The organism is Pseudomonas sp. NPDC088368, from assembly GCF_044753445.1.
Lineage (GTDB): Bacteria > Pseudomonadota > Gammaproteobacteria > Pseudomonadales > Pseudomonadaceae > Aquipseudomonas > Aquipseudomonas bambusae.
This window is the reverse complement of the sequence record NZ_JBIVNG010000005.1, coordinates 134872-158195: the sequence shown is the minus strand read 5'-3', so window position 1 is coordinate 158195 and position 23324 is coordinate 134872. Positions and strand designations below refer to the sequence as shown.

The following is a 23324-nucleotide window of genomic DNA, read 5'->3' as shown; positions in this document are numbered from 1 at the left end:
GAGAGAAGCATGAACATCGGTGAAAAACTGAGCGTAGAAGCGTTCTTCGACCCGCACACCTGGACCATCAGCTACCTGGTTGTGGACCGCTCGACCCTCAAGGCCGCGCTGATCGACAGCGTGCTGGATTACGATCACAAATCCGGGCGCACCAAGACCGAGTCGGCGGACAAGCTGATCGCCCGCGTGCGTGAGCTGGGCGTGTCGGTGGAATGGATTCTGGAAACCCACGTCCACGCCGATCATGTCTCTGCAGCGGCGTACCTCAAGGAACAGCTCGGCGGCACAGTCGCCATCGGCAGCCACATCACCCGCGTGCAGAAAGTCTTCGGCACGCTGTTCAACGCCAAAGGCGAGTTCGCCCGCGACGGCAGCCAGTTTGACCGGCTGCTGGAGGATGACGCGCATTTCCAGATCGGCACCCTGCACGCCCGAGCAATGCACACCCCCGGCCACACGCCTGCGTGCATGACCTACCTGATCGAAGTGGATGGCGAGACTGTGGCGTTTGTCGGCGACACGCTGTTCATGCCGGATTACGGCACGGCGCGCTGCGACTTCCCCGGCGCCGATGCGCGCATGCTCTACCGTTCAATTGGCAAGATCCTCGCCCTGCCGCCGCAAACACGGCTGTTCATGTGCCACGACTACCTGCCGAACGGGCGCGAGTTGATGTACATGACCACCGTCGTCGACCAGCGCGCCAACAACATTCACATCCGCGAAGGGATCGACGAAGACGCCTTCGTGCAGATGCGTGAAACCCGCGACGCCACCCTCGACATGCCCGTGCTGATCCTGCCATCGGTGCAGATCAACATGCGCGGCGGCCACCTGCCGGAGCCGGAAGACAACGGCGTGCGGTATCTGAAAGTGCCGATTAATGCGTTGTGAGTGCTGGTGCGTTCGTGACCCCAACCTGTAGGAGCGAATTCATTCGCGAATTGATGGTTCAGCCGCTGCATCTTTATCGGATGTACCGGCCAATCGCGAATGAATTCGCTCCTACAGAAGATTTCCGCTCGGTCCATCCACAGATTCGCTCCCACCGGGACCTGCTAGAAGGCGCTTTTCCCAGATGAATGAACACGAACTGATCGGAGCCGGCCTCGGTACGGTCATTGGAGCGGTCCTCGCGCTGACGGGTGCGGGCGGCGGCATTCTTGCGGTGCCGTTGCTGGTATTTGGTCTGGGTCTGACGATGGTTGAAGCCGCGCCGGTCGGGCTGTTGGCGGTTGGCCTGGCGGCAGCGGTGGGCGCGTTGCTGGGGTTGCGTCAAGGCATCGTGCGGTATCGCGCAGCGTTGTTCATCGCCGGGATCGGCATCTGCCTTTCGCCGGTCGGGTTGTGGCTCGCGCATCGTCTGCCCAACACGCCCCTGGCGCTTGGGTTCTCGCTGGTGTTGCTGTACGCCTGCGGGCGTATTTTCAGAAAGGCCACGCTTGAACTGCACCACGGGAAGCCTGCCGAACGCGCGGCGTTTCTGCCTTGCGTGCTCAACCCCCTCGAAGGCCGTCTGCGCTGGACCCTGCCCTGCGCCCGCTTTTTGGCGATCACCGGGATGCTGTCCGGTTTGCTCTCGGGACTGTTGGGCGTCGGCGGCGGTTTCGTGATCGTCCCGGCACTGACCCGCTACACCGACCTGAACCTGAAAAGCATCGTCGCGACCTCACTGGCCGTGATCGCGCTGGTGTCCACCGGCAGTGTCATCACTGCCAGCGTCACGGGCGCGATGCATTGGGCCGTCGGCCTGCCGTTTGCGATAGGCGCCGTGGTGGGGTTGATGGCAGGTCGGCAGGTGGCAGGTTTTCTGGCAGGGCCTCGCTTGCAGCAGCTGTTCGCGATCAGCGGGTTCTGCGCGGCGGCGTTGTTGATCGTCAAGACCGTCTCTTGAAGCACCGCAATCTCCCGTTGCCGAAACACTGCGATTCAACCTGTGGGAGCGAATTGATTCGCGACAAATCGGCCGAACGATAGAGAGGTGTCGAATGTGCAGGCCTTTCCCGAATGAATTCGGTCCCACAGAGGATCTGCACTACGCCTGCGATTTAAGCCGTCGCCTGCAACCCCGCCAGCAACAGCCGCTGATACAGCTCTTCCCGCAGCCCTTGCGGATCATCCAGCCCCATGCGCCGCAGGTGTTCGGGAAACGCCTTCGGCTCCGGCGCCTCAAGGGTCGCCTTGCCCAATTCGATAATCTCCGTGAGCTTGAACTTGCTCTTCAACCAGTTCAGCGCCCGCAGCAAATCACGCTCTTCAGCACTGAAATCACTGCCCAGCGGGTATTCGACGAACAATGCCGGGAAACGGTCGCGAATGTCTTTCAAGCGCTCCGGCGTGTTTTGGGTAAACAGCGGGTCGAGACGAAAGCCCTTCGGCAGCTTTCCGGCCTTCTGCGCCTGATCGATCAGCGCAGGCTGAAAGCGTGAATCAGTAATGTTGAGCAACGCTTCGATCACAGCCGCGTCAGTCTTGCCGCGCAAATCCGCAATGCCGTATTCGGTGATCACAACGTCCCGCAGATGTCGGGGAATGGTGGTGTGGCCGTACTCCCAGACGATATTGGAGCTGACCTCGCCGCCGGATTCTCGCCAGCTGCGCAGGATCAGGATCGAACGCGCATCCTCCAGCGCATGGGCCTGAGCGACAAAATTGTACTGGCCGCCGACGCCACTGACGACGCGACCGTCCTCCAGCTGATCGGAGACCGCAGCACCCAACAGCGTCACGGTGAACGCGCTGTTGATGAACCGCGCATTCCGACGTTGCAGGCGCTTCAGGGTCTCATCGCCGTACAGCTCGTTGATGTAGCTGATGGCCGTCATGTCGATCTGCGCCATCTGCGCGGGCGAGAACTCGCGCAGGCGCTCGTAAAAACTGCGCGGCCCCAGGAAGAACCCGCCGTGAATCAGCACGCCATTCTCATGGATTGATTCGTCCAGCTCGCCCTCATTAGCCAGCGTTTGCAGTTCGGCAGTGGGATAGACCTTGCGCCGGATGATCCCAGCGTCGAGCAACACCAAAAGCCCATTGACCAGCATTTCGCTGCATCCGTATAGACCGTCCGCAAACGGCATCACTCCCCCCTCAGCCTCGATCAACGGCCTCCAGGTGGAAATGCCATCCAGCTCGGCGAGGCACGCTCGATAGGTTTCGTTGTTGGCCTGACGCGCCAGCAAGGCAGCGGTCAGTGCGTCGCCCATCGAGCCGATGCCGACCTGCAACGTGCCGCCATCGCGCACCAACGTGCTGGCATACAGGCCGATAAAGTGATCCTGAACGCCCACTGGCATGTTCGGTGTCGAGAACAGCGTGCTACGTTCTGCGTGCTCAATCAGCAGGTCAAATGTGTCGGTGCTGACCTCTGCGCTGCCAGGCATGTACGGCAAATCGGCGTGCACATGACCCAGCACCAGAATGGTTTCCCCTGCGGCGCGGCGCTTTTCCAGCAGCCGCAAGAGGTCGAGGGTGATGTCCGGGTTGCAACTGAGGCTCATGTGCTCAGGGCGCGCTGGGTCGTGGGCGATCAATTGCGCAATGAGGTTGAAGCCGCTGGCGTTGATGTCCCGCGCGGCGTGGCTGTAGTTGCTGCTGACGTAGTCCTGCTGCGCCTGCGGACTGCCCAACAGACTGCCCGGCTGCATGAAGAACTGCTCCACCTGCACGTTCGGCGGCAGGTTGCTTTTATGCAGGTCGGTGAGGAAATCCAGCTCGGGGTAATCGCCGAACACGCGCTCCAGAAAAGGCTCAAGAAAACGCCCCTGCAAACCATCGCCCGCCTTGGGGCGCCCCAGACACAGCGCGGTGTAAATCGTCAGTTGCCGGTCCGGCAGGGATTTGATGCGGGCATACAGCGCGTTGGCGAAGCGATTGGGCTTCCCCAGCCCCAAGGGCATCCCCATGCGAATGTGCGTCGGCAGCTCGGCCAACACGTGATCGACGGCTTGCTCGATCGAGCAGGAATGCGGCATCCGGCCTCTCCTGGTTTGTTATTCGATGGAGCTTGGACCGGGGATGAGCGGGAATTGCTGCATGGCAGCGAGATTCTGGCCGGGGTTGCTCAACATCAATCCCGCCGCGTATCGATATTCACGAGTTTGTCTTCAATGAACTTGAGGTGCTGAAACGCGCCGTTGCGCGGGCCGTAGACCCATAGGCTGACTTTGGCGGCGTTCAGGCGAGGCACACCGTTGATGCGCGCTACCGGCATCTGATCAACGCTGCTATCAGGCGGCCCGCACTTGTCGCGCACCACCGCAGCCGTGTCGCCCAGACTGATTAGCGCAGTCCCGCAGCGCATCGTAGCGTTCGCAGTCCCCGCGAACAGCAACAGGGAAAAACCCAACAACCACGGTGCTCTGAACATCCAACGGTATTTCCCTGAACCGTGACTTACAGCCATCAAAGCCCCGACATTTTCTTGATCGCGCCCTTCAGCTCGTCATCCGAGCAGTCCGCGCAAGTGCCTTTCGGGGGCATGGCGTTGATGCCAGTGATCGCCTTGGCGAGCAACCCATCGAGGCCGCCCTGCTCCTTGGCGCGTTTGCCCCAGTCAGCGCTGTCGCCAATTTTCGGCGAGCCCAGCAGACCGGTGCCGTGGCAGGCGTTGCAGTGTTTGCCGATCACATCATCCGGAGATTTGGCGCCGCCCGCTCCGCCTGCGGTGGCGGCGACGTCCATGCCCGGACATTCCTTGCCTTGAATGCAGACTTGTCCGACCGGCTCCAGTCGTTTGGCGAGGTCATCCTGAGTGGAGGCCTGGGCGGCGAACACCCAGTAGGCGAGCAGTGCAAGGGCCGTCAGGATCTTATTGGTATGGTTCACGCTCTCACCCTCATGGTGGCTATCACGTCCCTGCCGTCACGGTAGTCTGCAGGTGGCGAAAGTATAGCTCGTTGGTCGTCACATCCCTGTGCGAAGCAGGGCCGTCGGCGCGTCGACCTTGGCTTCGAGCTGAACCGCTGTCCCCCGCCGAACGCAGGGGATGGGTATCACCGATCAGAAATTCGCGGGCGTCGCAGCGCTGATGAGGCGCGCCGGCACGTCGAACGGATTACGAAAGCGATGAGGTCGTGTGCTTTCAAAATAGTAGCTGTCGCCCGCTTCCAGCACATAGGTATCGAGCCCGACAACCAGCTCAAGGCGACCTTCGACCAGAATCCCGGTTTCTTCGCCTTCGTGAACGAGCATTTCCTCGCCGGTGTCGGCGCCTGGCGGATAAACCTCCGTCAGAAATGCAATCGCCCGGTCGGGGTGGGACTTGCCGACCAGTTTCATGGTGACAGCACCGTCCGAAATATCGATCAGTTCGCTGGCCTTGTAGACCACTTGGGTCGGATTCTCAGGCTCCAGCTCTTCGGAAAAGAACTCCACCATAGACATCGGGATGCCGCCCAGCACCTTGCGCAGTGAGCTGATCGACGGGCTGACGCTGTTTTTCTCGATCATCGAAATGGTGCTGTTGGTCACGCCCGCTCTTTTGGCGAGTTCACGCTGCGACAGACCTTTGAGTTTGCGAATGGATTGCAGTCGTTCACCGACGTCCAATGCGGGGGTCCTCCTGTTAATCAAGCACGGTCAAGTGGTCGCCATGATGGCAACAGCGTTCAGTATTTACAACACTTGAGCCCATTGCCAGATTAGCAAAGAGACTGGCGGCCACCAGGGGCCGCAACGGGATACAGCGAGCGGTGCGCTCAGCCCCCGGAATAGAGCCTTGGCACGCGTTTCAGGTTGCAGAAAATCTGATACGGAATGGTGCCTGCATGGGCCGCGACGTCACTGGCCAGGATGTTTTTGCCCCAGAGCTCGACGCGACTTCCCAGACCTGCACCTGGCACGTGGGTGAGATCGACACAAAGCATGTCCATCGACACACGGCCCAGCAATTGGCTGCGATGGCCGTCGATCAAAACCGGCGTACCGGTCGGCGCTTGGCGCGGATAGCCATCGGCATAACCCATCGCAACCACGCCAATGCGCATGGTGCGGTCAGTGACGAACGCGCCGCCGTAGCCCACCGGCTCACCAGCAGGCAGTTCGCGCACGCAGATGACTTTCGACTCCAGGGTCATGACCGGTTGCAGACGATCGGCCACCGACTGTGGCTGATCGAAAGGGGTCGCGCCGTACAGCATGATGCCCGGACGCACCCAGTCGCTGGGCACGCTCGGCCAACCCATCACACCCGGCGAGTTGCGCAGACTCAGTTCTGCCCCTAGCCCTGCACGAGCCGACTGAAAGATCGCGACCTGTTCATCGGTGCGCACGCTGTCCAACTCATCAGCGCGAGCAAAGTGGGTCATCAGCACGACCTTGCCGACTTTGTTCGTCGCCAGCAGACGCTGATAGGCCGCTTGATATTCAGCCGGGTGAATGCCGACGCGGTGCATCCCCGAGTCCATTTTCAGCCAGATATTCAGCGGCTTGCCGACCGCAGCCTTTTCAATGGCCTCCAGTTGCCACATCGAATGCACCACGCACCAGAAATCATGCTCGACGATCAGCGCCAGTTCATCCGCTTCGAAAAAGCCTTCTAGCAGCAGAATCGGCGCACCGATCCCGGCCTGACGCAGCTCCAGCGCTTCTTCGATACAGGCCACTGCAAAACCGTCCGCCTCGGCTTCCAGCGCCTGTGCCACGCGCACCGCACCATGACCGTAGGCGTCGGCCTTGATCACAGCGAGTGCCTTGGCGCAGGTGGTTTCACGAGCCAGTTGGTAGTTGTGGCGAAGGGCTTGAAGATCGATGAGGGCGCGGGCTGGACGCATGGGGTGTGGCTCAGGTCTAAAGGTATTCGGATGGTAGGAGTGAGCTTGCTCGCGATCGCGTTGTGTCAGCCAATGATCCAGCACAGATACAACGCATTCGCGAGCAAGCTCACTCCTACAGGGACGGTAGAGCGGCGGCGATTTATGGCAATGCAGCGATCACCGACATCTCGATCAGCACATTCGGCGCGGCCATCTTCGCTTCGACGGTGGCACGGGCAGGCGCGACCCCTTTTGGCAGCCAGGTGTCCCAGATGCCGTTCATGGCGGCGAACTGTGAGCCGATGTCATTCAGGTAAATCGTCACCGACAACAGGCGGCTCTTGTCGGTGCCCGCAAGATCCAGTAGGCGCTCGATGTTGCCCAACACTTCGCGGGTTTGCTGCTCGATCCCTGCAGTCAGATCGTTACCCACTTGCCCCGCGAGGTACGCGGTGCCGTTGTGCACGACGATCTGGCTCATACGTTCATTGGTGAGCTGGCGCTGTACTGACATGTTTGGCGATCTCCTTGGAACTTCCATAGCGGGAAATATCGAGGCCTGCGGCGCTGATCTGCGGTTGTTTGCGGGCGATCAGATCGGCCAGCAAACGACCGGAGCCGCACGCCATGGTCCAGCCCAATGTTCCGTGGCCGGTATTGAGGAACAGATTGCGGAACGGCGTGGCACCGACGATAGGTGTGCCGTCTGGCGTGGCGGGACGCAAACCGGTCCAGAAACTGGCCTCGCTCAGATTGCCGCCCTGAGGATAGAGATCGTTGACGATCATCTCCAGCGTTTCGCGCCGGCGCGGGTTGAGCGACAGGTCAAAACCGGCGATTTCCGCCATGCCACCCACACGAATGCGGTTGTCGAAACGGGTGATCGCGACCTTGTACGTCTCGTCGAGAATGGTCGACGTCGGTGCCATGGCCGGGTTGGTGATCGGCACCGTCAGCGAGTAGCCCTTGAGCGGATACACCGGGGCCTTGATGCCCAGTGGCTTGAGCAACTGCGGCGAGTAGCTGCCCAGTGCCAGCACGTAGCGATCAGCGGTTTCGAGTTTGCCGTTGACGCGCACGCCGTTAATCCGGTCGCCCGCAAAATCAATCGACTCGATGGACTGGCCGAAACGGAATTCAACGCCTAACTTCACACACATCTCGGCCAGACGTGTCGTGAACAGCTGGCAGTCGCCGGTCTGGTCGTTTGGCAGCCGCAGGGCACCGGAGAGAATATTGCTGACGCTGGCCAGTGCGGGTTCGACGCGGGCGATGCCTTCGCGGTCGAGCACTTCGTATGGCACACCGGCTTGTTCGAGGACGGCGATGTCTTTGGCGGCGTTGTCCAGTTGTTCCTGTGTGCGGAACAGCTGAGTCGTGCCCAAGGTGCGCTCTTCATAGGCGATGCCGGTCTCGGTCCGCAGCTCGTCCATGCAATCGCGGCTGTATTCGGACAGGCGCACCATGCGCTCTTTGTTCACGGCATAACGGCTCTGGGTGCAGTTGCGCAGCATTTGCGCCATCCACAGGTACTGATCGATGTCGCCGGTGGCCTTGATGGCCAGCGGCGCGTGGCGTTGCAGCAACCATTTCATCGCTTTGAGAGGAACGCCCGGTGCGGCCCATGGCGATGCATAGCCCGGCGAGACCTGCCCGGCGTTGGCGAAGCTGGTTTCCAAAGCGGCGGCGGGCTGACGATCGACGACCGTCACCTCAAACCCCGCGCGGGCCAGGTAGTAAGCACTGGTAACACCGATTACGCCACTTCCAAGGACCAGAACGCGCATGTTGATTTCCTCATCGCGGATATCCGCTGACGTTTTGAAGTTTCAAGCCAGGATGTGCGCAGTATAAAAAGCCATGAGCAGTGCTTTTCACTATATAAATGCCTATATTCGGCGGTAATTCTCGGCAACCAACCCATTCGCAGAGGGGGTTTCAATGCGCACCCAACACCAGTCAAAACGTGAGCTGGATAAAATCGACCGCAACATCCTGCGCATTCTGCAAGCCGACGGCCGAATCTCGTTTACGGAACTGGGAGAACGCGTGGGTCTGTCCACCACGCCATGCACGGAGCGAGTCCGCAGGCTCGAGCGCGAAGGCATCATCATGGGCTACAACGCCCGCCTCAATCCGCAGAACCTCAAGGCTAGTCTGCTGGTATTTGTCGAGATCAGCCTGGACTATAAGTCGGGCGACACTTTCGAGGAATTCCGCCGAGCGGTCCTTAAACTGCACCACGTGCTGGAGTGCCACTTGGTGTCGGGGGATTTTGACTATCTGGTGAAGGCGCGCATTTCCGAGATGGCGTCTTACCGCAAGCTGCTGGGCGACATCCTGCTCAAGCTGCCCCACGTGCGGGAATCGAAGAGTTACATCGTGATGGAAGAGGTGAAAGAGAGTTTGAATCTGCCAATTCCGGAATGAGGGCGATCAGACCAGGACCTGCCGCGTTGTAGCGATGAAATCGTGCACCTGCTTTTCGACGCGCGGGTGGATCAACGTCTCGGGACGGCGCCCGTTCGGGCACGGCAAGCTGGCCGTGGTGCCGAACAGGCGGCAGATCAGCGGGCGTTCGTCGTAGACCGTGCAGCCGTTCGGCCCCAGGTGCACGCAATTCAGCTCATTGAGCGCCGCCTCCTGTTCCGCCGCGGTCTTGCGCGGCAAACGCGCCATTTCTTCGGAAGAGGTGGTCACGGGTCCGCAGCAATCGTGACAGCCAGGTACACATTCGAACGACGGAATCTGCCGCCGCAAATCGCGGATTTTCTGGCTGTTGCAGCTCATCGCGTGAGATTCCCCTGTGAAAGCCGACATTGTGCCCCAGGCGAATCGCAAACCAACAGCGATGTACCAACCTGTAGGAGCGAATTTATTCGCGAGGCGCCGGTGCAGACAACACATCTCAATCGTCCGGCCTATTTTTCGCGAATGAATTCGCTCCCACAGGTTAATGCACTGCGTTGCCCTTGCTCAGCGCCCGAGTACCTTGCCCCGCCTGCCCTCCCCCGCTACCCTCCGTAAAATTTTCCAAACAGTCACGCAGGGACCGACCGCATGAATGCTTCCCGCCATGCCGCTTCGTATTACGCCGCCAGCAGCCACGCTCAGCCTGACCACCCGGCCCTCGCAGGCGAACTGACGGTCGATGTGTGCGTGGTTGGCGGTGGGTATTCGGGGCTGAACACTGCCATCGAACTGGCCGAGCGGGGAATGAGCGTGGCGCTGCTGGAAGCGCACAAGATCGGGTGGGGCGCGAGCGGACGCAACGGCGGCCAGTTGATTCGCGGGGTGGGTCATCACGTCGAGCGCTTTCGCGATGTGATCGGTGCCGAAGGCGTGCGACAGCTCAAACTCATGGGCCTTGAGGCGGTAGAGATCGTCCGCGAGCGCGTGGAGAAATATCAAATCGACTGCGACCTGACGTGGGGTTACTGCGACCTGGCCAACAAGCCCAAGGAATTCGAAGGTTTCGCTGAAGATGCCGAAGAACTGCGAGGCTTGGGCTATCGTCGCGAACTCAAGTTGATCCAGCCCGAGGACATCCGCAGCGTGATCGACTCCGGCAACTACGCGGGCGGTCTGCTCGACATGGGGTCGGGCCATCTTCATCCGCTGAATCTGGCGCTCGGAGAAGCACGTGTCGCGCAGTCACTCGGTGTGCAATTGTTCGAACACTCCGCCGTAACCCGCCTGGAATATGGCCCTCAAGTGAAGGTGCACACGGCCCAAGGTGTGGTGCGCGCCAATACGCTGGTGCTGGGTTGCAATGCCTACCTGAACGGCCTCGATCCAACGCTGAGCGGCAAAGTTCTCCCGGCCGGCAGCTACATCATCGCCACCGAGCCGTTGGGCGAGGAACTCGCTCGGCAATTGCTGCCCCGCAATACAGCCATGTGCGATCAGCGAGTGGCGGTGGATTATTTCCGGCTTTCGGCAGACCGCCGACTGTTGTTCGGCGGCGCCTGCCACTACTCCGGTCGCGACCCGCAGGACATTGCGGCGTACATGCAGCCGAAGATGCTCAAGGTGTTCCCGCAGCTCAAGGACGTGAAGGTCGATTTTCAGTGGGGCGGAATGATCGGCATCGGCGCCAACCGGTTGCCGCAGATCGGGCGGCTCAAGGAGCATTCGAACGTGTTCTATGCGCAGGCGTATTCAGGCCACGGCGTGAATGCCACGCACCTGGCGGGCAAGTTGTTGAGCGAGGCCATCAGTGGCCAGCAGAGCGGCGGATTTAATCTGTTTGCCAAGGTCCCGCACATGACCTTCCCGGGCGGGAGGCATTTGCGTTCGCCATTGCTGGCGTTGGGGATGTTGTGGCATCGGATGAAGGAATGGGTGTAACGCCGATCTGAACTGTGGGAGCGAATTCATTCGCGAGAGGCCAGTACATCCGATAGAGATTCATCGTCAGTAAAGCCGCCTCGCGAATGAATTCGCTCCTACAGGTTGAATCGTATGCTGCCAGAGACGCCGGAACAGACGCGTCACCCCCTCCAAAACGGTTTCATCCCTTCACGCCTCGCTTGCTCATAGGTGAGGCCGACATCACGCAACTGATCATCCGTCAGCCCCAACAATGCCTGCCGCGTACGCCGACGATGCTGAAACAGACCCAACAGGCTCAGCCCTTTCGGCGCGTTCACCCGTACGGTCGCTTCCTGTTGCTGAACCAGCTCCCGCGCATACAGCGTTAACCGAACATCGCTCATCCCGCTCATTTCCAGACACCTCATCATGGGTTTCAAGTGAGTCCATGATGCGTCTGTATGGAAAACCATTACAGATCCAAAGATTTCAAATTTTTTGCATACAGATACGTCACTTCTCTGCCTGAATGCTGTATTTTCGCTCCATCTGTATCGGTCAACCGACGGAACTGCGCGGGAGTACGCCATGACCCTCTACGTCAACCTTGCCGAACTGCTCGGCACACGCATCGAGAACGGCTTTTACCGGCCGGGCGATCGCCTGCCTTCGGTTCGGGCATTGAGCCTTGAACACGGCGTCAGTCTCAGCACCGTTCAACAGGCGTATCGCTTGCTGGAAGACAACGGTCTGGCCTCTCCCCGTCCCAAATCCGGTTATTTCGTGCCCGCTGGCCGTAAGACTCCGGCCCTTCCCGCAGTAGGACGTCCGGCGCAAAGGCCTGTGGATATCTCCCAATGGGACCAAGTGCTGGAACTGGCGCGCGCCGCGCCAAGCCCGGACGTCGTGCAATTGGCGCGCGGCATGCCGGACATCACCAGCCCGACGCTGCGCCCGCTCACCCAAGCCCTTGGCAAAATCAGCCGTCGCCACGACATGCCGGGACTCTACTACGACAATATCTACGGCACCGAATGCCTGCGCGAGCAGGTGGCGCGCCTGTTGCTGGATTCGGGCACACGCGTCGGCCCTGACGATCTGGTGATCACCACCGGCGCACAGGAAGCGCTGGCGGTCAGCATTCGCTCGATCTGCGAGCCCGGCGACATCGTTGCCGTGGACTCCCCAAGCTTTCACGGTGCCATGCAGGCACTCAAAGGCTTGGGCATGAAGGCGCTGGAAATCCCCACCGACCCCATCACCGGCATCAGCCTCGACGCGCTGGAACTTGCGCTCGAACAGTGGCCGATCAAAGCCATACAGTTGACCCCGAGCTGCAATAACCCCATGGGCTACAACATGCCCGAAGAGCGCAAACGGGCGTTGCTGACCCTCGCGCAGCGTTTCGACGTGGCGATCATCGAAGACGATGTGTATGGCGATCTGGCGTATACCTACCCACGCCCGCGCACGATCAAATCCTTCGACGAAGACGGACGCGTCCTGCTTTGCAGTTCGTTTTCGAAGACCCTGGCGCCGGGTTTGCGGGTTGGCTGGATTGCACCGGGCCGCTATCTGGACCGTGTGCTGCACATGAAATACATCAGCACCGGCTCTACGGCGACCCAGCCGCAGCTGGCAATTGCCGACTTTCTGAAGAACGGCCACTACGAACCCCACATGCGCCGGATGCGCGGCCAATATCAGCGCAGCCGTGACCTGATGACCGATTGGGTCACGCGCTATTTTCCGGAGGGCACACGGGTCAGCCGTCCACAAGGCGGGTTCATGCTGTGGATCGAAATGCCTGAGGGCTTCGATTCCCTGCGACTGAATCGTGCACTGGAGGGCCAAGGCGTACAGATCGCGGTCGGCAATATTTTTTCGGCCTCGGGCAAGTACAGAAACTGCCTGCGCATGAACTTTGCTGCCAAGCCTACGCCGCAGATCGAGGACGCCGTGCGCAAGGTAGGGGCAACGGCGGCCCGGTTAATGGCCCACGCTGAAACGCCAATGACTTAACCTTTGGCGGAAAATGCGGTCATATCGCCATGACGTGACTTCCGGATGACGCCGTTGACGAAAACATGGGCACTGCCCCTCCTTTTGGCCTTTGCCCTCGGCATCAGCGGCTGCGCGAGCACGTCTTCGCAGCAGGACGGCCCGAGCCAGGCATTGCCCGCGTCGGCCTCGCCTTTCGGGCGCTCGATCCTGGCGGAAGCGGCGCCCTATGGCGGGCGCTCGGGTTTCCGGCTGCTGCCCAACAGCACTGAGGCCTTCATGGCCCGTGCCGAGTTGATTCGAAACGCCAAGACCAGCCTCGATTTGCAGTACTACATCGTCCACGACGGACTCAGCACCCGGGCGCTGATCGATGAATTGCTCAAGGCCGCGGACCGAGGCGTGCGCGTGCGCATCCTGCTGGACGACACCACCAGCGACGGACTGGATGAGGTCATTGCCACCCTCGCCGCCCACCCGAACATCCAGATTCGGCTGTTCAACCCGCTTAATCTGGGGCGCAGCACCGGGGCCACGCGCTCGCTCGGCCGCCTCTTCAATCTGTCCCAACAGCACCGGCGCATGCACAACAAGCTATGGCTGGCGGACAGCGCCGTCGCCATCGTCGGCGGACGCAATCTCGGCGACGAGTATTTCGACGCCGAACCGAACCTCAACTTCACCGATATCGACATGCTCAGCGTCGGGCCCGTGGCCGAGCAGTTGAGCCACAGCTTCGATCAATACTGGAACAGCACCCTAAGCAGGCCGGTGGACGATTTCATCTATTGGCCGCCCGACACCAAGGACCTCGCCGAAGCGCGCAAGCGGCTGGACGCGTCGCTGGAGCAGGCTCACGTCGAGAAAAAAGCGTTATACGAACGGCTGATGGCCTACAAAGATCAGCCGCGCTTGAAGACTTGGCTTAACGAACTGATCTGGGCGCACAACCAGGCTCTGTGGGACGCGCCGACCAAAGTGCTTTCCCGTGGCGATCCCGATCCCCACTTGCTGCTGACCACGCAGCTGAGCCCCGACCTGATGAACGTGCATCAGGAGCTGATGATGATCTCGGCCTACTTCGTGCCGGGGCCGGAAGGTCTGACATACCTCACGGGCCTTTCCGACAAAGGCGTGTCAGTAAACCTACTGACCAATTCGCTGGAGGCGACGGATGTGCCCGCCGTCCACGGCGGTTACGCGCCTTATCGCAAGGCCTTGCTGGCCCACGGCGTGAAGCTGTTTGAACTTCGCCGTCAGCCTGGCGACCCGAGCAATGCGCGAGGCAGCGGACCCCGGTTTCTGCGCACCAAAACCCTTAAAGGCGGTTCCGAATCCAGCCTGCACAGTAAGGCGATGATTTTTGACCGGCAGAAAATCTTCGTCGGCTCGTTCAACTTCGACCCCCGCTCCGTGCTGTGGAATACCGAGGTCGGCGTGCTGGTCGACAGTCCCGAACTCACCGAATACCTGCGCGAACTGGCCTTGCAGGGTATGGCGCCCGCGATCAGCTACCAGGCCAAGTTGGAGAACGATCGCGTGGTCTGGGTCACCGAGGACAACGGCAAAATACACACGTTGTACAAGGAGCCCGGGGACTGGTGGCGCCGACTGAACGCGTGGTTCAGCAGCGCCGTGGGGCTGGAAAGAATGCTTTAAGCAGCGACCGGCTGCGCACCGAACGCCTGTGGGCGTTGCGACAAGATCACCAGGCCCAGCGCGCCTGCCGCCATCAGCAACGGCAGCGCCTGACCGCTGATCCACTGGCTGCCCGCTCCCGCTGCCAATGGCCCTAGCAAGCAACCAATACCCCAGAGTTGCGCAACGTGGGCATTGGCCCGCACCAGCGCATCATCGCGATAACGCTCGCCGATCAGAATCAGCGACAGCGTGAACAACCCACCCGCACTGGCGCCGAACAGCACCCACAGCGGCCAGATGGCGATGGTGTCCACCAGCAACGGGATCGCCAGGCTCGACAGCATCAACGCCAGCGCACAGCCCGAGAACAGGCCCCGCCGGGAAATCTTGTCCGCCAGTGCGCCAATCGGAAGTTGCAGCAACGCATCGCCCACCACCACGGTACTGACCATCGCCAGCGCAATCTCGGGCGTGAAGCCTTGTTGCAGGCAGTACACCGGTAGCAGCGTCAGAATCATCGCTTCGAAACCGGCGAACAGGGCGATGGCCCACGCGATAGCGGGCAGCTTCTGACAAAAGCCACCGAGGTCTCGCAGGGAAACGTGGCTGGATTCTGCGCTTGGCGCGCCGGATCGGCCCAGAAGCAAAAGAGGTGAAGTCGCGAGCAGCGCGGTGCCGACCCAGAAACCATAATCGTGCTCAGTGCCAATCCCGCCGAGCAGCAACGGGCCACCCAACTGACTGAGGGCGTAACAGCTGCCATACAGCGCAACAAGCTTGCCACGCAGATTTTCGGTGACCAGTTGGTTGATCCAGCTCTCGCCGAGGATGAAGACCATGGTCAGGATCACCCCGAGCATCAGGCGCAGCACCAGCCAGATCCAGTAATGGGGCAGCAACGCGAGCAGACCGACCGATATCGACCCGCCCCACAAACACAGGCGCATCACGTTCGCAGTGCCAAGGGCGGACGCCAGCCGACTGGCCAGACTGGCGCCCAACAACACGCCAATCGCAGGCATCGCGGCCATGACGCCGATGGCAAAGGCGCCGTAACCCCAAGCTTCGAGGCGCAACGACACCAGCGGCATGCTCACGCCCAGCGCCAGACCGACGCTCAACACGGACGACAGCACCGCGAAATAAGTACCCCAACGCATCACCACGCTCCTGTGGCTCAAAGGGAAGAGACGAAACAGCCGGGCTTTTTGGGGAAGCCCGGCTGCGGGAGAAAATCTGTATCGCATGGCATAGCGACAGGCCCAAATCTGCTTTCGATTCTGCCGAAGGCGTGGGAGCAAGCTTGCTCGCGATCTGGCGCGGAGCGGCAGTGAATTCCGCATCCGCGATTCGCCTGACACAACCAAGGCGTCTTATTTTGCTGCCAGTTCCTGGCAGATCGCGAGCAAGCTTGCTCCTACGGCCTCTCGGCCAGAATCAGATTGACGTCAGGCTTACAACTTAATCCAGGTCGCCTTCAACTCGGTGTACTTGTCGAACGCATGCAGCGATTTGTCGCGGCCATTGCCGGATTGCTTGAAGCCGCCAAATGGAGCGGTCATGTCGCCGCCATCGTACTGGTTCACCCACACACTGCCTGCACGTAACGCGCGAGCGGTCAGGTGGGCTTTGGACAGGTCTGAGGTCCACACCGCTGCCGCCAAGCCATACGGCGTGTCGTTGGCGATCTGCACCGCTTCTTCTGCGGTGTCGAACGTCAGTACCGACAGGACTGGGCCAAAAATTTCTTCCTGAGCGATTTTCATGGCATTGGTCACGCCGTCGAAAATCGTTGGCTCTACATACGTGCCGCCCGTCTCTTGCAGAATGCGCTTGCCGCCCGCGACCAGCTTGGCGCCATCGGTATGGCCCGCCTCGATATACGACAGCACAGTGTTCATCTGTTGCGTATCCACCAGCGCGCCAACGTTGGTGGCCGGGTCCAGCGGGTTGCCCGGCTTCCAGACCTTGAGGGCCTCGATAACCATTGGCAGGAATTTATCCTTGATCGAACGCTCCACCAGCAGACGCGAACCTGCGGTGCACACTTCGCCCTGGTTGAAAGCAATGGCGCTGGCAGCCGATTCGGCAGCAGCCTTGAGGTCCGGCGCGTCGGCGAACACGATGTTCGGGCTTTTGCCACCGGCTTCCAGCCACACGCGCTTCATGTTCGACTCGCCCGAATACACCAGCAGTTGCTTGGCAATCTTGGTCGAGCCGGTGAACACGACAGTGTCGACGTCCATGTGCAGCGCCAGCGCCTTGCCGACGGTGTGACCGTAGCCAGGCAGCACATTGAGTACGCCTGCCGGAATGCCAGCTTCGATGGCCAGTTTTGCAACGCGGATGGCGGTCAGCGGGGATTTTTCGGACGGCTTCAGCACCACCGAGTTACCGCTCGACAGCGCAGGGCCGAGCTTCCAGCACGCCATCATCAGCGGGAAGTTCCACGGCACGATGGCCGCGACGACGCCGATAGGCTCACGGGTAACCAGACCCAATTGATCGTGGGGAGTGGCTGCGACTTCGTCGTACAGTTTGTCGATGGCCTCGCCGCTCCAGCTCAACGCGCGTGCGGAGCCCGGAATGTCGATGCCATAGGAGTCGCTGATCGGCTTGCCCATGTCGAGGGTTTCAAGCAACGCGAGCTCTTCTTTGTGTTCGTCGAGCAATGCGGCGAAGCGAATCATCGCAGCCTTGCGCTTGGTCGGGGCCAGACGCGACCAGACACCGGAATCGAACGTGGCGCGAGCGCTTTCGACTGCACGCTGGGCATCGGCAACGTCACTGCTGGCCACTTTTGCGAGGAAACGACCGTCGACCGGGCTGATGCAATCGAAGGTGGCGCCGGAAGCGGCGTCAGTGTATTCACCATTGATGAAGGCACGGCCTTCGATCTTCAACGCCTGGGCGCGTTTTTCCCAGTCAGCATGAGTCAGGGTGGTCATGAAGCGTCCTCCTCTAATGAATGTGCGCGCCCTCGTGCTCATGATCCGAGCTCCAGGGGCGTTGCTTGATGAGCTGCCGGATCGGCCAAAGGCATCCGTCCACCCTAAACCAGCGTTAGGGGAATTTCCAATATATTGGACAAAAAGAGCTAAAACGACGTTTTATCGTGCATTTTATTCAACAGCCCAGTTCAATAGTGACCAAACGAGCGCGGCACTATCGCCGACAGTACCTATCCAAACACCCTCTTCCACCGCTGTTTCAGGAGCCAGGACATGAGCATCGAGAGCATCGTCGACTTCAGCGAAGCCAACACCCACGCCGAGCGTTTCAAGCCCGCCGCAGAAAAGATCCTCAAGGGCGACCCGGAACAGACGGTTTACAACCACTACGACAGCCCGTGCGGGCAAATGAACGCCGGGGTGTGGGAAGGTGAAATCGGGCAATGGACGGTGAATTACACCGAACACGAATACTGCGAAATCGTGCAGGGCGTGTCGGTGTTGCGCGATGAGGAAGGCAACGCCAAGACCCTGCGCGCAGGGGATCGCTTTGTGATCCCGGCGGGGTTCAAAGGCACATGGGAAGTGCTGGAGCCGTGTCGCAAAATTTATGTGGTGTTCGAACAGAAGGCTTGAAGCCCCACCACCTTGTAGGAGGCAAGATTCCAGATCGCGCCCACAAAAAAGCCCGCATCGCTGCGGGCTTTTTCGTAAGAGGCGAAAATCAATTACTTGATTTTGGCTTCTTTGTAGATCACGTGCTTACGAGCAACCGGATCGAATTTTTTAATTTCGATTTTGTCCGGGGTAGTGCGCTTGTTCTTGTCGGTGGTGTAGAAGTGGCCGGTGTTAGCGGTCGACACCAAACGGATCAATTCACGCATGATTTTCTCCCTTAAACCTTAGCGCCATCACGGCGAATTTCGGCCAGAACGACATCAATGCCGCGCTTGTCGATGATACGCATGCCTTTAGCAGATACGCGCAGACGTACAAAGCGTTTCTCGCTCTCAACCCAGAAGCGGTGATGCTGCAGGTTTGGCAGGAAACGACGACGGGTTTTGTTGTTTGCGTGGGAAATGTTATTCCCGGTTACCGGACCCTTACCGGTAACTTGACATACTCTCGACATGCCTCAGCCCTCTAAAACCACATGCCCAACCCGGCATGGGTTGGCCGCTTAATCTCTCAGTCATGGCGCTAGGCGCCGCGTTTCTTCAGGGGTCTTACCGGCCACACCTACGAAGAAGGAAGCGGGCCCCTAGAAAAGAGCGCTGCTTTATACCAGAAAGCCTTACACGCAACAACACAAACGACGCATGACCTGCAAGAAACGCCCGAATTTCCGGCTGACAAGGCCAGCGGCAAAGGGCGGGAGGCGAAATATACCACTCGTCGCGCCAGATAGATTGTCCTCTGTCTATCCATGGTCTAGGGTAACTCCCTCTCCAGACTGCGCCGGCAGATGGGCTATCTCTGAAAGGAAAATCGCCATGCGCCTAGCTGTTTTACCCTTTTTGCTTGCGTCCCTGAGCGCGCCTTTAATGGCACAGGCCGCCACCAGCCTGAGCGTGTGCACCGAAGCCAGCCCCGAAGGGTTCGACGTGGTGCAGTACAACTCGCTGACCACGACCAACGCCTCGGCCGACGTGCTGATGAATCGTCTGGTGGACTATGACGCCCAGACCGGCAAGCTGGTGCCCAGCCTGGCAGAAAGCTGGAGCGTCTGGCCGGACGGCCTGACCTACGACTTCAAACTGCGCTCGGGCGTGAAATTCCATCACACCGAGTACTTCACGCCGACCCGCGACTTCAACGCCGACGACGTGGTGTTCAGCTTCCAGCGCATGCTTGACCCGGCCAATCCGTGGAACAAGGTTGCGGTGCAGGGCTTCCCTCACGCCCAATCGATGCAATGGCCCTCTCTGTTCAAGAAGATCGAAGCGCCTGACGCCAACACCGTGCGCATCACCCTGGACCACCCGGACGCCACCTTCCTCGCCACCTTGAGCATGGGTTTCGCTTCTATTTATTCCGCGGAATACACCGACAAGCTGATGAAAGCCGGTACACCCGAGAAGCTCAACAGCGAGCCAATCGGCACCGGACCGTTCGTTTTCAAACGCTTCCAGAAGGACTCGGTGGTGCGTTACACCGCCAACCCTGACTACTTCGCAGGCAAACCGGCGGTCGATACGCTGCTGTACGCGATCACGCCGGACGCCAATGTGCGCCTGCAGCGGATCAAGCAGAACGAATGCCAGATCGCCCTATCGCCCAAGCCTCTGGATGTCACCGAAGCGGCCAAGGATTCGAACCTGCAGGTCGAAAAAACTGACGCGTTCATGACCGCTTTCCTGGCAATCAACAGCCAGCATCCTCCGCTGGACAAGCCGGAAGTGCGTCAGGCAATCAACCTCGCGTTCGATAAGGATACGTACCTCAAGGCGGTGTTCGAAGGCTCGGCGCGGGCCGCCAATGGCGTGTATCCGCCTAACACATGGGGGTATGCCAGCGATTTGCCGGGGTACAAGCATGACGTCGCCAAGGCGAAGGAGTTGCTGGCGAAGGCGGGTCTCAAAGACGGCTTCAAGACCACGATCTGGACGCGTCCGTCCGGCAGTCTGCTCAACCCGAACCCCAGTGCAGGTGCGCAGTTGCTGCAAAATGACCTCGCGACTGTCGGTATCAAGGCCGAGATCAAGGTCATCGAATGGGGCGAGCTGATTCGTCGCGCCAAGACCGGCGAGCACGATCTGTTGTTCATGGGTTGGGCGGGCGACAATGGCGACCCGGATAACTTCCTGACGCCGCAGTTCTCGTGCGCGGCGGTGAAATCCGGCACCAACTTCGCCCGCTATTGCGATGAAGGTCTGGACAAGCTGATCAGCCAGGGCAAGACCGTGACCGATCAGGGGCAACGCAGCAAGCTCTATCATCAGGCGCAGGAGCAGATTCAGAAACAAGCGCTGTGGCTGCCGCTGGCCCACCCGACCGCCTACGCCCTGACTCGCAAGAATGTGCTGGGGTACGACGTCAGCCCGTTTGGGCGGCAGGACTTCTCCAAGGTAACGGTGAAGTAACGCGCGATCGAGGCCCTTGATTCTGGCCCGTGGAAATTGGGGCGTCTTACATGAGCCCCAATTCCACCAATGACATCGGGTCTCCATCCCCGACGATCAGGTGATCGACGACCACCACATCGATCATCGCCAAGGCATTTTTCAGCAACTCCGTCAGTTCAACATCCTCTTCACTCGGCTCGCACACGCCGGACGGGTGGTTGTGGCAGAGGATGACCGCCGCCGAGTTATGCGCCAGCGCCCGTTTGACCACCTGTCGCGGGTGAACATGCGCGACATTTATCGACCCCTGAAACAGCGCTTCGAACGCCTGAACCCGGTTTTTGCTGTCCAGAAACAGGCAACCGAACACTTCATGAGGCTCGTCTCTCAGCAACGCTTTGAGATAGGTGCGGACTTGTCCAGGGCTTTTCAGCGCAGACCCACGCTTGAGATTCTCGCCCATATGCCGCTTGGCCATTTCCATGACCGCTTGCAACTGAGCGTATTTGGCGGGGCCTAGCCCCAATTCGGCGCTGAACGCGGGCAGATCGGCCTCCAGCAACGTACGCAGGCTGCCGAACTGCGTCAGTAGGTGACGCGCAAGGTCCACAGCACTCTTCCCTGATACGCCGGTGCGCAGAAAAATAGCGAGCAATTCGGCGTCGGAAAGACTTGCTGCCCCCCGCTCCAACAGCTTCTCCCGAGGCCGCTCCGCCGCAGGCCAATCACGAATACTCATAGCACCTCCCTGACTGTGGGCGCCGCTGTTCCCGTGCGGTCGCTGTGCTATCTTAGCCATCTTTTTTACGCGTCGACCCGGCCTCGGAAGGCCACATGATTGCCGCGTGTAACTCGACTGAAAGGCAGGCCTATGCAGCGGCTGTATCGGAAACGCATCGTTCTCGGCGTAGGCGGTGGCATCGCGGCCTACAAAAGCGCAGAGCTGGTCCGTCGGTTGAAAGACCACGGCGCCGAGGTGCGGGTCGTCATGACCAAAGGCGGCGCCGAGTTCATCACCCCGCTCACCATGCAGGCCCTCTCCGGGCACCCCGTCCATCTCGACCTGCTCGACCCTGCCGCTGAGGCGGCCATGGGCCACATCGACTTGGCGAAATGGGCCGACATGGTGCTGATCGCCCCCGTCACCGCCGACCTGATCGCGCGCTTGGCCCAAGGCATCGCCAATGACCTGCTGACCACTGTGGTGCTCGCCACCGACGCCATCGTCGCCGTCGCACCGGCCATGAATCAGGCCATGTGGCGCGACCCTTCCGTCCAGGCCAACCTGCAAACCCTCGAAAGCCGCGACTTCCGTACCTTCGGTCCTGCCAGTGGCAGCCAGGCCTGTGGCGACGTGGGTTATGGCCGGATGCTCGAACCCAACGATCTGGCGCAATCCGCTGCCGATTGCTTCCAGCGCCTGAGCCTGACCGGCAAACACGTGTTGATCACAGCCGGGCCGACTCAGGAAAACATCGACCCGGTGCGTTACATCACCAACCACAGCTCGGGAAAAATGGGCTTCGCGCTGGCGGAAGCTGCCGCCGAAGCGGGCGCTCGCGTCACGCTGATCACGGGCCCGGTCGCCCTGCAGACCCCTGACCGGGTGTCGCGCATCGACGTCGTGAGCGCCCGCGACATGCTGGCTGCGTGTGAGGCAGCAATGCCGTGCGATCTGTTCATCGCTTCTGCCGCTGTCGCGGATTACCGACCGGAGGTCGTCGCGCCACAGAAATTGAAGAAAGACCCTACGACCGGTGATGGCCTTTTGCTGCAAATGGTCCGCAACACGGATATTCTCGCCACCATCGCCCAGCGTCCGGATCGTCCATTCAGTGTCGGTTTCGCCGCCGAAACCGAACATCTGCTCGACTATGCTGCACGCAAGCTCAAGGACAAGAACCTCGACTTGATCATCGCCAACGACGTTGCCAATCCCAGCATTGGCTTCAACAGCGAAGAAAACGCGTGCAGCGTGATCGACCGAGCGCTGCAAGCAACGCTCTTCACCCAAACCAGCAAGGCCAAGATCGCCCGCCAGTTGGTCACTTTTATCGCCGAACGTTTGAACCAGGTTTAATCACGTATGCATGCTCTACAAGCCAAAATCCTCGACCCCCGCATTGGCGGTGAATTCCCGCTTCCGGCCTACGCTACCACCGGCTCCGCCGGTCTGGACCTGCGCGCCATGCTCAAAGAGGAAACGGTACTGGAACCCGGTCAGACCCTGTTGATTCCTACCGGCCTGTCGATATACATCGCAGACCCTGCCCTAGCCGCGCTGATTCTGCCGCGCTCGGGCCTGGGCCATAAGCACGGGATTGTGCTGGGCAACCTTGTCGGCCTGATCGACTCCGATTATCAGGGCGAACTGATGGTGTCCTGCTGGAATCGTGGCCAGACCGCTTTCAAGATTTCTGTGGGTGAGCGCATTGCCCAACTGGTGCTGGTGCCGGTCGTGCAGGCGCACTTCGAAATCGTTCATGAGTTCGACGAAACTCAGCGCGGGGCAGGCGGTTTCGGCCATTCGGGCAGCCACTGAACCGCGTAAAACCTCTTGGCACGGATGTCGCTAAACGCTTGAGTCGCCCCACGACCTA

General features: G+C 60.2%; 24 protein-coding genes. 10 read left to right on the top strand and 14 right to left on the bottom strand.

The genetic code is table 11. The features are described 5' to 3' along the window. Window positions 1-9: 9 nt before the first annotated feature. Entirely contained in the window at window positions 10-894 is an 885-nt protein-coding gene (locus ACIQAL_RS12215) for an MBL fold metallo-hydrolase (RefSeq protein ID WP_401145572.1), read from the top strand. A gap of 184 nt (window positions 895-1078) precedes the next feature. After that, complete coding sequence (locus ACIQAL_RS12210; RefSeq protein WP_401145569.1) at window positions 1079-1894, top strand: sulfite exporter TauE/SafE family protein; 816 nt, start codon at window positions 1079-1081, stop codon at window positions 1892-1894. 154 nt (window positions 1895-2048) lie between these two features. Here the strand turns inward: ACIQAL_RS12210 and ACIQAL_RS12205 are convergent, their stop codons facing one another. The 7 genes from ACIQAL_RS12205 to dadA all read right to left on the bottom strand — a co-directional run bounded on the left by ACIQAL_RS12205 (window position 2049) and on the right by dadA (window position 8539). After that, window positions 2049-3971 (bottom strand): acetyl-CoA hydrolase/transferase C-terminal domain-containing protein, encoded by a 1923-nt coding sequence (locus tag ACIQAL_RS12205; protein ID WP_401145566.1) that lies wholly within the window; start codon window positions 3969-3971, stop codon window positions 2049-2051. Between the two features lie 95 nt (window positions 3972-4066). Beyond that, window positions 4067-4366, bottom strand: coding sequence for a DUF2845 domain-containing protein (locus ACIQAL_RS12200; protein WP_401145563.1), 300 nt, complete (start codon window positions 4364-4366; stop codon window positions 4067-4069). 35 nt (window positions 4367-4401) lie between these two features. Further along, window positions 4402-4824: a c-type cytochrome gene (locus tag ACIQAL_RS12195; protein ID WP_341960887.1), complete on the bottom strand. Its 423-nt coding sequence runs from the start codon at window positions 4822-4824 to the stop codon at window positions 4402-4404. A 174-nt stretch (window positions 4825-4998) separates the two neighbouring features. After that, window positions 4999-5547: a cupin domain-containing protein gene (locus ACIQAL_RS12190; RefSeq protein WP_074754671.1), complete on the bottom strand. Its 549-nt coding sequence runs from the start codon at window positions 5545-5547 to the stop codon at window positions 4999-5001. A 149-nt stretch (window positions 5548-5696) separates the two neighbouring features. After that, window positions 5697-6770, bottom strand: coding sequence for an alanine racemase (alr, locus tag ACIQAL_RS12185; protein ID WP_401145559.1), 1074 nt, complete (start codon window positions 6768-6770; stop codon window positions 5697-5699). A gap of 142 nt (window positions 6771-6912) precedes the next feature. Continuing rightward, a complete protein-coding gene (locus ACIQAL_RS12180) occupies window positions 6913-7266 on the bottom strand; it encodes a RidA family protein (protein WP_401145556.1) in 354 nt (117 codons plus the stop codon). Beyond that, window positions 7238-8539 (bottom strand): D-amino acid dehydrogenase, encoded by a 1302-nt coding sequence (gene dadA, locus ACIQAL_RS12175; RefSeq protein ID WP_401145553.1) that lies wholly within the window; start codon window positions 8537-8539, stop codon window positions 7238-7240. The genes ACIQAL_RS12180 and dadA overlap by 29 nt, the downstream gene beginning before the upstream one ends. 154 nt (window positions 8540-8693) lie before the next feature. Between dadA and ACIQAL_RS12170 the strand changes: the two genes are divergently transcribed. After that, the gene (locus ACIQAL_RS12170; RefSeq protein WP_166594055.1) at window positions 8694-9182 is read left to right on the top strand and encodes a winged helix-turn-helix transcriptional regulator; all 489 of its coding nucleotides are present in this window, start codon (window positions 8694-8696) and stop codon (window positions 9180-9182) included. A 6-nt stretch (window positions 9183-9188) separates the two neighbouring features. Here ACIQAL_RS12170 and ACIQAL_RS12165 read toward each other — a convergent pair whose 3' ends face one another. Further along, the gene (locus ACIQAL_RS12165) at window positions 9189-9542 is read right to left on the bottom strand and encodes a YkgJ family cysteine cluster protein (protein WP_166594054.1); all 354 of its coding nucleotides are present in this window, start codon (window positions 9540-9542) and stop codon (window positions 9189-9191) included. 270 nt (window positions 9543-9812) lie between these two features. On the opposite strand from ACIQAL_RS12165, the gene ACIQAL_RS12160 reads away from it, so the two are divergent. Next, window positions 9813-11102, top strand: a complete 1290-nt coding sequence (locus ACIQAL_RS12160; protein WP_401145549.1) for an NAD(P)/FAD-dependent oxidoreductase — start codon at window positions 9813-9815, stop codon at window positions 11100-11102. 143 nt (window positions 11103-11245) lie between these two features. On the opposite strand, the gene ACIQAL_RS12155 is transcribed toward ACIQAL_RS12160, so the two are convergent. Then, on the bottom strand, window positions 11246-11479 hold the full coding sequence (locus ACIQAL_RS12155) for a DUF1127 domain-containing protein (RefSeq protein ID WP_341960896.1): 234 nt from the start codon (window positions 11477-11479) through the stop codon (window positions 11246-11248). Between the two features lie 175 nt (window positions 11480-11654). Here ACIQAL_RS12155 and ACIQAL_RS12150 point away from each other — a divergent pair, with 175 nt between their 5' ends. After that, a complete protein-coding gene (locus ACIQAL_RS12150; RefSeq protein ID WP_401145545.1) occupies window positions 11655-13088 on the top strand; it encodes a PLP-dependent aminotransferase family protein in 1434 nt (477 codons plus the stop codon). 54 nt (window positions 13089-13142) lie between these two features. Next, window positions 13143-14726, top strand: a complete 1584-nt coding sequence (locus ACIQAL_RS12145; protein WP_401145542.1) for a phospholipase D family protein — start codon at window positions 13143-13145, stop codon at window positions 14724-14726. Here ACIQAL_RS12145 and ACIQAL_RS12140 read toward each other — a convergent pair. Together ACIQAL_RS12140 and ACIQAL_RS12135 are read right to left on the bottom strand one after the other, a co-directional pair. Further along, window positions 14723-15868, bottom strand: coding sequence for an MFS transporter (locus tag ACIQAL_RS12140; protein WP_341960898.1), 1146 nt, complete (start codon window positions 15866-15868; stop codon window positions 14723-14725). The two genes, ACIQAL_RS12145 and ACIQAL_RS12140, sit on opposite strands and share 4 nt — an antisense overlap. 294 nt (window positions 15869-16162) lie before the next feature. Then, window positions 16163-17656, bottom strand: coding sequence for an aldehyde dehydrogenase (locus ACIQAL_RS12135; RefSeq protein ID WP_401145538.1), 1494 nt, complete (start codon window positions 17654-17656; stop codon window positions 16163-16165). Between the two features lie 276 nt (window positions 17657-17932). On the opposite strand from ACIQAL_RS12135, the gene ACIQAL_RS12130 reads away from it, so the two are divergent. Continuing rightward, window positions 17933-18295: a cupin domain-containing protein gene (locus tag ACIQAL_RS12130; RefSeq protein WP_166594048.1), complete on the top strand. Its 363-nt coding sequence runs from the start codon at window positions 17933-17935 to the stop codon at window positions 18293-18295. A gap of 92 nt (window positions 18296-18387) precedes the next feature. On the opposite strand, the gene rpmG is transcribed toward ACIQAL_RS12130, so the two are convergent. After that, window positions 18388-18543, bottom strand: a complete 156-nt coding sequence (gene rpmG / locus ACIQAL_RS12125; RefSeq protein ID WP_062379766.1) for a 50S ribosomal protein L33 — start codon at window positions 18541-18543, stop codon at window positions 18388-18390. 11 nt (window positions 18544-18554) lie between these two features. After that, a complete protein-coding gene (gene rpmB / locus ACIQAL_RS12120; protein WP_108236194.1) occupies window positions 18555-18791 on the bottom strand; it encodes a 50S ribosomal protein L28 in 237 nt (78 codons plus the stop codon). Between the two features lie 361 nt (window positions 18792-19152). Here rpmB and ACIQAL_RS12115 point away from each other — a divergent pair, with 361 nt between their 5' ends. Further along, a complete protein-coding gene (locus ACIQAL_RS12115) occupies window positions 19153-20742 on the top strand; it encodes an ABC transporter substrate-binding protein (RefSeq protein ID WP_401145533.1) in 1590 nt (529 codons plus the stop codon). A gap of 46 nt (window positions 20743-20788) precedes the next feature. Here ACIQAL_RS12115 and radC read toward each other — a convergent pair whose 3' ends face one another. Continuing rightward, window positions 20789-21463 carry a DNA repair protein RadC gene (gene radC / locus ACIQAL_RS12110; RefSeq protein ID WP_401145530.1) on the bottom strand — a complete coding sequence of 225 codons (675 nt, stop codon included), beginning with the start codon at window positions 21461-21463 and terminating at the stop codon, window positions 20789-20791. Between the two features lie 132 nt (window positions 21464-21595). Here radC and coaBC point away from each other — a divergent pair, with 132 nt between their 5' ends. Further along, window positions 21596-22804 (top strand): bifunctional phosphopantothenoylcysteine decarboxylase/phosphopantothenate--cysteine ligase CoaBC, encoded by a 1209-nt coding sequence (coaBC, locus tag ACIQAL_RS12105; protein ID WP_401145527.1) that lies wholly within the window; start codon window positions 21596-21598, stop codon window positions 22802-22804. 6 nt (window positions 22805-22810) lie between these two features. Further along, window positions 22811-23266, top strand: a complete 456-nt coding sequence (gene dut, locus ACIQAL_RS12100) for a dUTP diphosphatase (RefSeq protein ID WP_401145524.1) — start codon at window positions 22811-22813, stop codon at window positions 23264-23266. Window positions 23267-23324: the final 58 nt, after the last annotated feature.